This is a genomic window from Paenibacillus sp. JJ1722 (assembly GCF_048282685.1).
Taxonomy (GTDB): Bacteria; Bacillota; Bacilli; order Paenibacillales; family Paenibacillaceae; genus Paenibacillus; species Paenibacillus polymyxa_B.
The window spans coordinates 634,851-648,223 of sequence record NZ_CP182500.1 but is presented as its reverse complement, the minus strand read 5'-3'; the positions used below and the strand labels follow the sequence as shown (position 1 = coordinate 648,223).

Sequence of the window (13,373 nt, the reverse complement as noted above, 5' to 3'; positions counted from 1 at the left end):
TTTTAAAATACTCTTTCGAAAGGATCGCGGCTAATACCCGCCTCTAATACAATCTTCACATATTCCTGCGCTGAAAAAAGAGAGTGGTCCTTGTAGTTCCCGCATTCCAAAGCAGTAACAGCCGGAACCTCTGTCGTTTCCAGAATTCTTTTCAAGGTTTTTTCCAAAGCGAGTGCAATTTCCTCTGGCTCATGTTCATTCCACAAAATCAAGTAGAACCCCGTTCTGCATCCCATAGGAGAGATATCAATAATTCCTTTGATTTCATCTCTCAGGTACGTCGCTAATAAGTGCTCCAGCGTATGTACAGCTGCTGTCGGAAGTGCGTCTTCATTAGGTTGTAAAAATCTCAAGTCATACTTTTGTACTGTGCTTCCTTTTTCGTCATGCTCTACTCCCGCTGCTCTTACATAAGGAGCCTTTACAATCGTGTGATCTAATTGAAAACTTTCTACTTTTGCCATTTTTCTTTTCCTCTTTTCTGTAATTTATATTTTTAATCTAATGATGGATACTCTACATTTGTGATTTTTTTAATAAAGAATTAAATGCTCCAATTCAGCATTTTTGTAATTATACATCGGATTACTCGGTTTTACCACCATAATTCTTGTCGCATTTCTTTTTTCTTTGACCGTCTCTCCTTTGCCTGTAGGTTTTGACATAGTGTACAATGTATACGATAATGCATTTTTACGAAAAAGATCGAGGACATCATAAGCCTCATTTAGGAGAATGCTCTGTGAATGAACCGGATTGGAAGCACCTGAATGCTGTCCCATTACCCTTGCAGGAATTTCAGCTACAGCTGGATCAAAACAGTGTTAACGCCAAGCAACTAGAGGAGTGGAGAAAGATTCCCGTCCTTTATCAGCTGGCTCTGGAGGAATTAAAGAATAAAATTAAGCTGATTCAGACGGAATGGAAGCTGTTAGACGGTTTTAGCCCGATTGAGCATATTAAAACCCGGATCAAAGAGCCCCACAGCATCGTGGAAAAGGTTCGGCGCAAAGGGCATGAAGTCACCTTGGACAATATATTGCGTGAAATTCATGATATCGCGGGAATGCGCGTGGTATGCGCTTTTGTGAAAGATATTTATCGTCTGATGGATCATCTTCACACACGGGAAGACATTCGTATTCTGGAGGTCAAGGACTATATAGCCCATCCTAAGCCCAACGGCTATCAGAGCCTGCATGTCATTGTGGAAATTCCGCTGATCCTGTTTGAGGGCACACGCTGGATCAAGGTTGAAATTCAATTGCGCACATTGGCTATGGATTTCTGGGCCAGTATGGAGCATATTTTGTACTATAAGTTCGATAAGAAAGTGCCTGAACATGTCGTTAATGGATTGACCGAAGCCGCACGTGCAACCTACGAGCTGGATCAGAAAATGCTGAAGTTGCGCGGCGAAATTTTATCGCTTAGCGAGGAACAGGATGCGGAAGAATCCCCGGCGAAACAATCCGAAGAGTCGTCCTTGAAGACACTCTCCCTCCCTGCAGATCACGCCACTTCACGGCCACAAACCTGCTAAGTTTTTGTGCACAAGATAACTTAAGAATTCAGTCGAGGCTGCAACAACTATGGTTCATTCTTACGCTGGATTCTTATGTATTAGGTATAAATAAAGAGCCATCAAAACCACGTTCATCATGGTTTTGATGGCTCTTTTACACATTTTTTCGATCAAATATTACTGCTTCTCGCGAATCTCTGTGCTGATTTTCTCTACGATGTCCGCAATGCTGAGTGATCCCAGATCGCCTTCGCCGCGTTTACGAACCGCTACAGTACCGGTTGTTTTTTCATTTTCCCCGATAACGAACATATATGGAACCTTCTCCAATTGCGCCTCGCGGATTTTATAACCAAGCTTCTCATTGCGAGTATCCACTTCGACGCGCAGACCTGCTTTCAGCAACGCATCCTGTATCTCATTAGCAGTCTCGATATAGTTCTCGGATACTGGCAGCAGCTTCGCATGAACAGGAGCCAACCACAATGGGAATGCACCTGTAAAATGCTCAGTCAGGATGCCCATGAAGCGGTCAATCGAACCGTAGATGGCACGGTGAATAACGACTGGACGGTGCTTCTGGTTGTCCTCGCCCACATAAGTGAGGTCGAATTTTTCAGGCATTTGGAAGTCCAATTGGATCGTTCCGCACTGCCAGCTGCGTCTGAGCGCATCGAGAATGTGGAAGTCAATTTTTGGACCGTAAAATGCTCCATCTCCCGCATTAATACGGTAGTTGATGCCCAGGTGATCCAGCACGTTTTGCAAAGCTTGTTCCGCTTGATCCCACAGCACTGGCTCGCCCATAAAGTCATCTGGACGTGTGGACAATTCCACTGTGAAGTCAAAGCCAAACACACTATACATTTCGTTAATCAGCTTAATTACGTCTGTAATTTCTTGTTCAATCTGACCTGGTGTGACGAAAATATGCGCATCATCCTGACAGAATGTACGAACACGCATCATACCGTTCAACGCGCCGGACAGCTCATGGCGATGCACTTGTCCAAATTCGGCTATACGAATTGGCAGATCGCGGTAGGAGTGAAGCTCATTTTTAAACACAAGCATATGCCCTGGACAGTTCATCGGTTTCAGAGCAAATGTAGTTTCATCCACTTCGGAGAAGTACATGTTTTCCTTGTAATGCTCATAGTGTCCCGATTGTTCCCACAGACGATTGTTCATCATCAGCGGTGTACGTACTTCCTCATAGCCATGCAGACGTTGAATGTCACGGGAGTAATCTTCCAATGCAGTGCGGACAACCATACCTTTAGGCAGGTAGAACGGCATGCCCGGTGCTTCTTCGGAGAACATGAACAGTTCCAGCTCTTTACCCAGCTTGCGATGGTCGCGTTTTTTCGCTTCTTCCAGCAAATGCAGGTGCTCATCCAGTTGTGCTTTTTTCGGGAATGCTGTTCCGTAGATACGTTGCAGCATCTTGTTGTTGGAATCACCTCTCCAGTATGCGCCCGCTACACTCAACAGTTTAAAAGCTTTGATGCGGCCAGTAGATGGCAAATGCGGGCCACGACACAGGTCAAAAAATTCGCCTTGATCATAGATTGTAATTTCCGCTTCTTCCGGCAAATCACGAATCAGTTCCAGCTTCAGTGGATCTTCCAACTCTCCAAAAATGCGAGTGGCTTCCTCACGGCTGACCACACGACGTGTAATCGGCAGATTTTCCTGTGCGATCTTCGTCATTTCCTTCTCGATCTTGGCCAAGTCGTCAACGGACAATGGGTTTTCGATATCAATGTCATAGTAGAAGCCGCTGTCGATGACCGGGCCGATACCCAGCTTCACGTTTTTCTCACCGTAAATGCGTTTGAGCGCCTGAGCGAGCAAATGCGCTGTACTGTGGCGATAAATTTCCAGACCGTCTGCACCGTCCAGCGTAATAATTTCAAGGTCAACGTTCTGATCCAAAACGGTGTTCAGATCTACAGCCTTCCCGTTCACTTTACCTGCTACTGCGTTCTTTTTCAGCCCGGAGCTGATCGAACCCGCCACGTCGGCGATCGTTACGCCCTGCTCGTACTCGCGTACGGCTCCATCCGGCAATTTCACTTGAATACTCACGATTAAAGCCTCCATTTCAAATTGTGTGCTATATCAAAATTGAACGCAAAAAAACGCCTCTCTCCCTCAAGGGACGAGTGCGTTCAGCTCGTGGTTCCACCCTAGTTCGGCCCGCTCCTGTGCGTACATTTATGTTCATCAGAACATGCTTCATGCACGACATGCGTGACCCTCCATTGGTATCCGTTAACGGGGATAAAGCGGTAGGCGCTTACTAATGTTACTGCCAGATTGCACAGCTACATGTTCAACGTCACGGCTACAAAGGGGTAACTTCACATGCGGTTGCCGGAAAAGCTCTCAGCCTCGTCTTTTCTCTCTGAACGGCCCTTCAAGGAAATCATGTCTTTGGTCAATGCCTTGAATATCACTATATGCTACAGCATTATAGATCAAATTCGCAGGTATTTCAAGTGGGCGATTATGTAATTTCATGCCTCCTATGCATCAGCTAGCTAAGGGAGCTCATGTGCCCATATTTACACAGCTCTAAAAACACTATAATATATACTTATCTAGACGATACCGTACAGAAAGGGAGAGGGAGAGATGCCTAAAATTATTGTCACAGAAGAACAATGGATTCAGAAAGGAATCGAACGTTTTGAACAGGGTGGGATTGATCAACTCGTAGTTGAGAAAATGGCCGTTGCTTTAGGGTGCAGTAAGAGTAGTTTTTATTGGTATTTTAACAATCGCAGCAGCTACATTAGACAGATTGTGGAGACATGGAAGGAACAGACGACACAACAGATTATTGCAGCGTCCATCATCCATGCTGCCGCAGATGAGCGGATCAGAGAGTTGTTAACCCAGATGTTCGGGAAGACGAAACGAGGAGATTTTCTGTTTTATCTGCGAAAACTGTCATTGAAGGATGATAGTTACCATTCCCTGCTCAATGAAGTCGAACAGATGAGAATGGAGTTTATGAAGCAGCTTTTAATACAGAAGGGAATGCAACCAGAGAAAGCCTTTCAGAGATCATGGATGTTGTACCATTACTACTTAGGCTGGTATGAGCGTCACAAGCAAGAGACATTAAGTGACGAAGCCATTCAACGGCATATTCACATGATTTGGACAGAGTGGATTTCGAATTAATTCAATTAAGGAGGGTGCCACATGTTGGAGTTACTTACATGGGCAGTTGGCGGAATTCTATGAGTACTGAGCGGCATGCATCTATATTGGGTATTCGGCGGACAAAAAGGTGCAAAGGCAGCGATCCCAAGCACAGGAACAGCTTTGCTCTTTGAGCCCTCCAAGATAGGGACATCAATTGTAGCTATTCTACTAGCTTTAGCCGCTTGGTTCGTACTAGAACTAGGTGGAGTTACACAATTCCTGTTTTTCAGTTCCTTTCATTCCTACGGTGCAGGCTTGTTATCGTGCATATTTATTTTACGTTCTATAGGAGATTTCAAATGGGTAGGGCTTTTCAAGAGAAAAAAAGGAACTGTTTTTGCAAAGTGGGACACTGTGCTCTACTCGCCCCTTTGTTTTCTCTTGGGAACAGCCATTTTAATCATTATGTTTTTGCGTACGGCATAGCTTAAAGCTGACCTCTATCAGGTGGTTTGTTTCTTTCGCACGTCTCCACTCGTTTCTTTCTCAGTGAAAAAGTACAGCAAAGCCAGCACAGGCAGGACGACTCCAATCAGAGAACTGAAATTCCAACCTCCTAACGCATACGACCAACCCCCTAATGATGATCCAATCGCTCCGCCTATGAAAAAAATAGACATGAATAATCCGTTCAAACGCCCTCTCGCTTCACTTCCCAAGGAGTAAATCACACGTTGTCCAAGTACAAGGTTTCCCGATACAGCCATATCCAGTGTAATCGCTGAAATAAAGAGAAGTACGAGCGCAACGGTCGAATGACTTTGAAAAAGATAGATGAGCAAAAAAGACAAGGCTGCAATGATCATAGCTAACCCGGTTAAACCTTTGCTCCAGCCTTTATCAGCCAATCTCCCGGCAATCGGAGCAGCTACTGCACCGCCTACGCCTACCAAAGCAAACAATGCAATCCCTTGTTGAGACATTCCGAAATCATCCGCCAATCGTAAAGGAACAACAGTCCAAAATAGGCTGAAGGCCCCAAATAGGCAGGCTTGATAGAGGGCACGGCGACGCAATGCAGGCGTTTGTTTTAAAAGAGTGCCTAACGAGAAAATCAATTTACTGTAAGATACCGTAGGCACAGGCTTGCGCTCTGGAAGAGCTCGCGAGAGCAGAATCGTCAACAGCGTCAAGACAATGGCTGACAAAATAAATACGGCTTGCCATCCCCAGATGCTGGTGATAAAGCTTGCTACTGGCCGTGCGAACATAATGCCTAGCAAGAGTCCGCTCATGACATTCCCAACAACGCGGCCGCGCTGCTCTTCGGATGCTAAATAGGTGGCGTACGGCACCAGTATTTGGGCTACCACAGATCCAATTCCAATGAATAAGGATGCGGTCAGGAACAACGGGGCATTGGTGGCAAAAGCGGCAACAACCAATGCACAGACTGTGATGATTAGCGATATGACCATGAGCCGTCGATTTTCAATAATGTCGCTGAGCGGTACGATAAATAGCAATCCCACCACATAACCGATTTGAGTCAAGGTGACAATGAAGCCCGCTGCTGTAGAAGAAAGACCCATAGCAATGTGAATAGGTCCTACAAGGGTTTGAGCATAGTACAGGTTGGCAACAATAAGGCCGCATGCGGCTGCCAACAAAAACATCATCCAATTTGAGATACGGTTACTTTCTAAGGCTTGTTGTTCTCTTTGCATGATAATCCTCCTCATTAATTTAAATACTAAACGTATAGTTCATTAATTCGATAATCAAATAATATACTGAACGTTTCGTTTTGTAAATAGGCGAAATCAACTTTTTTATTTCACATAATATTTGATATACTGAACGTATAGTTTATTTTTCGCGTTTACTTATATCCGTTAAGAAGGTGAGCATTCCAGTGCAGAGCAAAAGAGGACGTCCACGTAATGTCGAGACGCAAAAATCTATCCTTAACGCTTCCTATGATCTACTGTTGGAGCAAGGCTTTGGGGCGGTTACGGTAGAAAAAATTGCTGAGCGAGCGAAAGTTAGCAAAGCCACCATTTATAAATGGTGGCCTAACAAAGCTGCAGTAGTGATGGATGGCTTCCTGTCAGCCACCATAGCAAGATTGCCCGTGCCCGACACGGGTTGTGTATTAGATGACATTCTCATTCATGCCACGAATTTAGTGCGGTTCTTAATAAGCCGAGAGGGTAAAATCATTACAGAGTTAATAGGCGAAGGGCAACTTGATTCAGGATTGTCAGAGGCATACCGGACCCGATATTTCCACCCTCGGCGACTTGAGGCTAGGCTTCTTATTGAGCGCGGAATAGAGCGCGGAGAATTGAAGGAAAATCTCGATATTGAATTATGTATCGATCTCATTTATGGGCCGGTTTTTTATCGATTGTTGGTAACCGGTTATCCATTAGACGATTCCTATGTGCGACAATTAGTCATACATGCGTTCAAAGGAATTGGCTTGGACTGAATGACGTGGCATTAAGCAGTTCTCACAGAGTATCCTCTGTGAGGGCTGCTTTTTCTTTTACCTGCCACGATCCTCTGGCTAACTCCTGATTTGTTTATTCGTCAGGGTCTATACTAATTTTTTGCAGTAAATCGATAAGAAGCTCCTCTTCCTCTTCGGATAGATTGTAGACAAGGCTGACATTGGACTCGTCCAATATTCCTTGTAGGACAGGGGAAAATTCTAGCGCCTTGGCCGTAGGAGACAAAAGATGGGAACGGCGGTCATTTGGGTCTGTTTTCCGTTCAATGTAGCCTGATTCCTCCAATTGTTTCACAGAGCGTGCCGTGGTTGCCTTGTCAAATTTAAGTTCATTCGTCAACTGCTCTTGTGTAATGCCCGGCCGCTGCAAAATGAGCTTTAAAAAGCTGTGTTGTCCTCCACTGCCGATTCCGTAAGGAGTCAGTTTTTTGGACAATATTTTTTGATTACGACGGTACAGGTGGGAAATTAGCTTTCCAATCGGTTGTTTTTTTCTCATCAAATACACCTCATTGGCTTAAAAATGACACATCCCCCGTTGGGACCAAAGCAAAGTTTACAATAATATTGTTGCACACGCAACTAATTTGCTGTACACTAGAACCGTTCATTTAGTTGCGCGTGCAACTAAATAGAAATTGTTAACGATAACGAGGTGTAATGATGAGTTCAACTGCTATAACGGCTACAACCTATCAAGAGAATATCGACGTCCAGAAGAAACGTTGGCTGATTTTAATTGTTTTGAATCTGTTTACATTTATGTCCACATTGGATGGAAGCATCGTCAATATCGCTCTTCCTGTGTTGTCTCGCACGTTACATTTACCCGTGGCACAGATTGAATGGGTGACAACCGCCTATTTAATGGCGATATGTACCGCTATCTTATTTTTTGGCAAGCTTGGAGATATCGTTGGTAAAATCAAAATATTCAAAATCGGCACAATCGTATTCATTCTTGGCTCCCTATTGTGCGGTCTTAGCTCTTCGCTCTCTATGCTGCTGATTTCCCGTATTATTCAGGCGTTTGGAGCGTCCATGACCATGGCGAACAGCCAGGGGATCGTGACAGATATCTTCCCGTCCAATGAACGGGGCAAAGCACTTGGCCTCATTGGAACCTTCGTTTCTCTGGGCAGTATCGCCGGGCCAAGCTTGGGCGGTATTATTGTCTCGTCGCTGGGCTGGCAGTATATTTTCTGGGTCAATGTACCGGTAGGGCTGGTAGCTGTCTTTCTTGGCTGGAAGCTTTTGCCGAAGGATTTGATCAAGGTGAAAGATAAAATTGACGTTCCCGGTAGCTTGGTGTTTGCTATTTTTATTCTCACTTTGTTCGTCGGATTGTTGCTGGGACAGCAGGTCGGGTATGGAGACAAACGTATCGTTGCTTCGCTGGTGGTGGCTGTAATTGCTTTTGCCATGTTCATTAGGTTGGAACTTCGTCGTTCTGGGCCGCTGTTACAGCTCGCGCTATTCAAAAATCCGTTATTTTCGCTCAGTATTTTGTGTGCTTTTCTGGTGTTCGTCGCTAACTTTTGCTTTAACATCATTTCGCCTTTCTATGCGCAGAATATGCTGAACTTGTCGCCTTTTCATGCCGGCTTCCTGCTGATGCTGCTCCCCATCTCGATGGTTATTGTGGCCCCTCTCAGCGGTGCGCTTTCCGATAAAATCGGATCTGAACTGCTTACATTCGCCGGGCTGGTCGTTATGGTCATTGCCCAGATTGGATTGGCCCAACTGCATGCAGGCAGCTCCATCCCGCTCGTGGGTCTGTGGATTGCCATGCTGGGCATTGGCAGTGGTTTATTCCAATCGCCGAACAACTCGCTGATTATGTCCACGGTACCCCGCACACAGCTCGGCTCAGCCGGGAGTGTCAATTCGCTGGTTCGCAACGTCGGTATGGTTGTGGGGATCACTTTGGCTACTTCCATCCTCTTTTATATTATGAGTAAAGAGGCTGGTTATCGGGTCACCGGCTTGGTCCCGGGTCATCCAGAAATTTTTCTGGCAGGCATGCATGTAGTCTTTATGACGTCCGCGTCCATCTGTCTTGTGGCGGCATTGTTAACAGGCTGGCGGCTGATTGGGGCTAGACGGGCAAAAACGCAGCAAGAAAAGGGATAAAGACCAAGAGAAGAAATAAAGCGTCCGTAGACAGAACAATAATCGTAGGATTAAGATGATGAGTATTGCAGTACAAACACGGCATTAAAAACAACATTTACAATTTTAAAAATGTGATACAAGGGTGGCGCTTACATGAAATATTGCTATGAATGCGGAACAAAATTGATGGTGAAGGAGTGTGAAGGTGAGGGCCCTATCCCCTTTTGTCATACATGCCAGGTCTTTCGTTTCCCGATATTCAGCACTGCGATCAGTACCGCTGTATTGAATAGTCAGAGAGATAAGGTGCTGCTCATACAGCAGTACAATATTCAGGGCTTCATTTTATTGGCAGGTTATGTGAGCAAGGGTGAATCCGCCGAGCAGACATTGGTGCGTGAAGTTAAGGAAGAAGTAGGATTACAAGTCGATGAGTATCAATATATGCGCAGTGAGTATTTTGAACGAAGCAATACACTGATGCTGAATTTTGTATCCATTGTGAATGACGATCAGTTGGATGTTCTTAGTACGGAGGTAGATCAAGCACGTTGGTTTACACTGGAGGAAGCCAAGCAAGCTATTTTGAAAAACAGCTTAGCGGAATCCTTCTTGCTGACCATTATTGAAAAGATTGAGGCAGGATTCATTTGAAGTGATATAAGCGTGGCGATGCCAAAATGATGAATTTACAGAATATATTGAATTGCTAAACCGCAAGATGGCTGCTCTTCAAAGGAACCCTCTTGCGGGTCACAGCATGTTTATACTCTTTGTCATTGCTGGAATTTCAGCTATTCCCCTCACATCCCCTACATTTCTACTAAACGTCCATTCTCTTTCCAGGATTGCAGTATTTTTTCAAGTACCCACTGATTTTTGTAGCCGTCCTCGAATATGGGAGCACGATCCACAGATTTTCCCCTTGCCAGCTCAACAAAATCTTCATAAGCCGTATGATTATAGATTACAGGGACAGCCCAAGTCTCGTATTCGGTACCTGGGTGTTCCAAGTCACGCAGCACAATGCGGATACTTTCCGGGTTATTGAGGCTGGCGTGCAGCGTACCAAGTTCTCCATAGATATCGACTTCGATATCGTGCCGTATGCCGATGGCATTTTTATGAGTGATAAAGGTTCCCACGGTATTGTCGCCTACGATGCCATGAAAGGCAGCAAGATCTTCCACATCCACTTTTACAGGCAGACCCGTGATCGGATCGAACCGCTCGGGTGTAATGGTATGTAACAGCGCTGCGACACTTTTAAATTCACCCACCAAAAAACGGGCCAGATCAATGATATGTGAGGCTGTATCCCCCACTACTCCAGAACCAGCCTTGGCTAAATTGTGACGCCATGTATACGGATGCTGACGATATGGCGCAAATGCATCCATTAGATAACGAAATTGAATGTTATAGATTTTACCCAGCTTTTGCTCATCCAGCAGTTGCTTGGTATATTGGAAGGCCGCCCCGTAGCGATGCTTATAGTGAACCAGCAAAGGCACCGGATTCGCTGTATATAGCTTTTTCAACTGATCCGCTTCTTCCCATGTGAGAGTCAATGGTTTTTCTGCCAGTACAGCTTTGTGTTCTTCCAGCGCAATACGAATAATGTCAAAATGCACATCATTGGGTGTCAGCGACAGAATCGCATCTACCTCTGGGTCACGGATTAATGCTTCATAATGGGCGTACCGCTTGGAAGCAGGTAGTTGCAATTGTTCTCCGATGGCTTGAAGGCGATTGGGATTCACATCACTAACGGCCACAATAGATACCCCCGAGATGGTGTGCAGTGATCTCATGTGATATTCAGCGATCAGACCCAGGCCAATGATACCCATCCGAACTTGTTTGGTTGGGGAGGTGGAGGTACTCATATGTTCAGAATTCCCTTCTCTTCAATTTGGTTTGAACTCTGTAGCAAATTCCTTTTTGCTATGCAGTATCACCCGTTGCTTTATAGAATAGTCCCCACAGGAAGTGATCGTCACAACCTTCAATTCAACAGTCTGATGCCGGGCTGTGAATACACTGTCCATAAAAAAAGGATCTGCAGCTCCGTTGTCCGGTGTTGCAGATCCTTGGTATTCCTTCTCTATATCGACTACATCAAAAATGTACCTACCACAAAAGACACCCCGACGATGACCGAGCGCAGCAGCTGTGCCAGAGCCACATTGCCGTTGGCAATTTCCTCACACACTTTGGTACGCGGCGTCACCAGATCAAAAATCACATAGACCAGACACAGCACTACAATGCCCACAGCCGACCAGGTCAGCATATCTAGCCATGAATGACTGCTGTACGACACCATTCCCACGATGATACACAGACCTAGCAGCTTTGCACCCATATAGATGCCTGCCGCCTCATTGCCACGTGCGATTTCTTGATTATCGTTATAACGTGTCAGCAAGCTGAACACAAAATAACCTACGATTAAGATGGCAAACAGGATAAGCAGGCCGATACCTACATTGCCCAATGCGTTGCCCAAACTGATATGAGAGTCCAATTTTCTTCCTCCTTATGATACTTCAGGATTTTGCAAAATCCTCACTTGTGAAAATAACAGATATGTTCGAATATTGTACATTGTTTAATTCAGCTTATATAATGGGCGGATTAGGAGGTACGGTGGCAACGGCGGCGGCGCAATAGTAGGCCATATCACCTGTTACCTTTTCACCGATTCGCGGCAGGACACCCGCAAAACGCCCCCCGATCACAAATATACCTGTCAGCACATAGCCGTGGAATAGCCCTTCCTCGGTCTGTACCTCTGCACTCTGCATCGGCCACAGCCGCTGATAAATCTTAGGCTGTCCCTCGTAATAAGCGGCAATATGTGCGGCTTCCTCCTGCTCAGGCGTTCGTGGACCATCAGCTTGGTGAAGCAGATCAGGGTTGTCAGTCTGCGCAGGTTCAACCTCTCCCAAGGCGCCTTTCAGCATCTCCTCGGATTGAGGATGTTCAATCAAGTGCGTCCCTTTACCCTCCCGCCCCCATATACCTTTGGCCACATAAGGCTCTTTATTTTGCATAAACACCGAGGGTTCAAAATACGTAGGTAGCAGGTAGGTTCGTATCACCTCCAGCTCGCGATCGTCAAACAAACGAAAACCACAGAACTCTGGTGTCTGCTCATTGCGCTCATATAGCGACCACACGGTTGCGGTGAACCCTTTGCTCTGGGTAATGATATGCTGCGGCGGGTTGATTAATCCTATTTTCCCGTCTGCCACCATATCCATTAGCGCCTGCCCCACCTCAAGCCCCGTATCCTCCTCCCGGTCATCAATTAGATATTCCAGCGGATACAGGCGATAGAGAATGTGGATCTGCTCTCCCCGGTGATACAATCCTTCATTCGGGATAATCTCCAGTTCTTCCAAAGGCGCATAAACCACTTCAAACCCGGCTTGTTCACATAAATGCATAATATACTTGGTGTTCGTCTGATCCTCGATGTGCCAGTCATAGCAAGTGAAATACACCTTTGTTCCTAATCCCTTATTGCTATAAAAATGAATGAACTCCGTCAAGGCAGACTGAATCGCCTCGTCCATTCCAGATGAGGGTCCATGTAGTGCATTGTCATCTTCCGACATTACTCCCTTACTCAGCACCTCCAGCAGCTTTCCTTCGAGATAAGCCACCTCGGGAATCCCGGTTGGGGTATCGGTGTTATTCTCTATGCACTTGATACCCGCTTCCCCCACAATCCAGTCCTGGCGGGTTATCCCATCCGGCTCGGCCTCCATTCGTGCAGCACGCAACAAGCCCGGATGAATCCCCAACTGTTCCACCAGGTATTCATCCGGCATATAGCGCTGGACGAATTGCTGAACCTTGCGATAAATACGATGTACCGCCTCAGAAGCAGTCTGAAGCTCTACCAGCTCGCTTTCCCGATATACCGTTAAGGCCGGCACGCAATAGGATTTACCATACATGCGATGATACGGAATTCTACGGCTGATTTCACCCTTAAAAAGCTCATTATGTTCATAAGGCAATTGCCGAATCGTGCGCATGCTCATC

General features: G+C 45.7%; 13 protein-coding genes. 6 read left to right on the top strand and 7 right to left on the bottom strand.

Annotation, left to right across the window (positions count from 1 at the left end):
- Positions 1-2 precede the first annotated feature (2 nt).
- Complete coding sequence (locus ACM1ND_RS03020) at positions 3-464, bottom strand: S-ribosylhomocysteine lyase (RefSeq protein ID WP_007428584.1); 462 nt, start codon at positions 462-464, stop codon at positions 3-5.
- 278 nt (positions 465-742) lie between these two features.
- Between ACM1ND_RS03020 and ACM1ND_RS03015 the strand changes: the two genes are divergently transcribed.
- Positions 743-1,543 (top strand): GTP pyrophosphokinase, encoded by an 801-nt coding sequence (locus ACM1ND_RS03015; RefSeq protein ID WP_023986812.1) that lies wholly within the window; start codon positions 743-745, stop codon positions 1,541-1,543.
- Positions 1,544-1,702: 159 nt separating this feature from the next.
- Here ACM1ND_RS03015 and thrS read toward each other — a convergent pair whose 3' ends face one another.
- On the bottom strand, positions 1,703-3,616 hold the full coding sequence (gene thrS, locus ACM1ND_RS03010; protein WP_023986811.1) for a threonine--tRNA ligase: 1,914 nt from the start codon (positions 3,614-3,616) through the stop codon (positions 1,703-1,705).
- Between the two features lie 549 nt (positions 3,617-4,165).
- Here thrS and ACM1ND_RS03005 point away from each other — a divergent pair.
- Together ACM1ND_RS03005 and ACM1ND_RS03000 are read left to right on the top strand one after the other, a co-directional pair.
- On the top strand, positions 4,166-4,720 hold the full coding sequence (locus ACM1ND_RS03005; RefSeq protein ID WP_028541134.1) for a TetR/AcrR family transcriptional regulator: 555 nt from the start codon (positions 4,166-4,168) through the stop codon (positions 4,718-4,720).
- A 75-nt stretch (positions 4,721-4,795) separates the two neighbouring features.
- A complete protein-coding gene (locus ACM1ND_RS03000; RefSeq protein ID WP_418027056.1) occupies positions 4,796-5,170 on the top strand; it encodes a DUF3995 domain-containing protein in 375 nt (124 codons plus the stop codon).
- A 17-nt stretch (positions 5,171-5,187) separates the two neighbouring features.
- Here ACM1ND_RS03000 and ACM1ND_RS02995 read toward each other — a convergent pair whose 3' ends face one another.
- The gene (locus tag ACM1ND_RS02995; protein WP_023986807.1) at positions 5,188-6,411 is read right to left on the bottom strand and encodes an MFS transporter; all 1,224 of its coding nucleotides are present in this window, start codon (positions 6,409-6,411) and stop codon (positions 5,188-5,190) included.
- A 188-nt stretch (positions 6,412-6,599) separates the two neighbouring features.
- Between ACM1ND_RS02995 and ACM1ND_RS02990 the strand changes: the two genes are divergently transcribed.
- Positions 6,600-7,178 (top strand): TetR/AcrR family transcriptional regulator, encoded by a 579-nt coding sequence (locus tag ACM1ND_RS02990; protein WP_023986806.1) that lies wholly within the window; start codon positions 6,600-6,602, stop codon positions 7,176-7,178.
- Between the two features lie 94 nt (positions 7,179-7,272).
- Here ACM1ND_RS02990 and ACM1ND_RS02985 read toward each other — a convergent pair whose 3' ends face one another.
- Complete coding sequence (locus ACM1ND_RS02985) at positions 7,273-7,698, bottom strand: MarR family winged helix-turn-helix transcriptional regulator (RefSeq protein WP_023986805.1); 426 nt, start codon at positions 7,696-7,698, stop codon at positions 7,273-7,275.
- Positions 7,699-7,862: 164 nt separating this feature from the next.
- On the opposite strand from ACM1ND_RS02985, the gene ACM1ND_RS02980 reads away from it, so the two are divergent.
- The gene (locus ACM1ND_RS02980) at positions 7,863-9,332 is read left to right on the top strand and encodes an MFS transporter (protein WP_023986804.1); all 1,470 of its coding nucleotides are present in this window, start codon (positions 7,863-7,865) and stop codon (positions 9,330-9,332) included.
- 135 nt (positions 9,333-9,467) lie between these two features.
- The gene (locus tag ACM1ND_RS02975) at positions 9,468-9,968 is read left to right on the top strand and encodes an NAD(+) diphosphatase (RefSeq protein ID WP_071559382.1); all 501 of its coding nucleotides are present in this window, start codon (positions 9,468-9,470) and stop codon (positions 9,966-9,968) included.
- A gap of 158 nt (positions 9,969-10,126) precedes the next feature.
- Here the strand turns inward: ACM1ND_RS02975 and ACM1ND_RS02970 are convergent, their stop codons facing one another.
- The 3 genes from ACM1ND_RS02970 to ACM1ND_RS02960 all read right to left on the bottom strand — a co-directional run bounded on the left by ACM1ND_RS02970 (position 10,127) and on the right by ACM1ND_RS02960 (position 13,372).
- Positions 10,127-11,203 carry a Gfo/Idh/MocA family protein gene (locus tag ACM1ND_RS02970; RefSeq protein WP_053324535.1) on the bottom strand — a complete coding sequence of 359 codons (1,077 nt, stop codon included), beginning with the start codon at positions 11,201-11,203 and terminating at the stop codon, positions 10,127-10,129.
- Positions 11,204-11,430: 227 nt separating this feature from the next.
- Positions 11,431-11,844: a DUF350 domain-containing protein gene (locus ACM1ND_RS02965; protein WP_023986801.1), complete on the bottom strand. Its 414-nt coding sequence runs from the start codon at positions 11,842-11,844 to the stop codon at positions 11,431-11,433.
- 94 nt (positions 11,845-11,938) lie between these two features.
- Positions 11,939-13,372, bottom strand: a complete 1,434-nt coding sequence (locus tag ACM1ND_RS02960) for a glutathionylspermidine synthase family protein (protein ID WP_254348748.1) — start codon at positions 13,370-13,372, stop codon at positions 11,939-11,941.
- Position 13,373 lies beyond the last annotated feature (1 nt).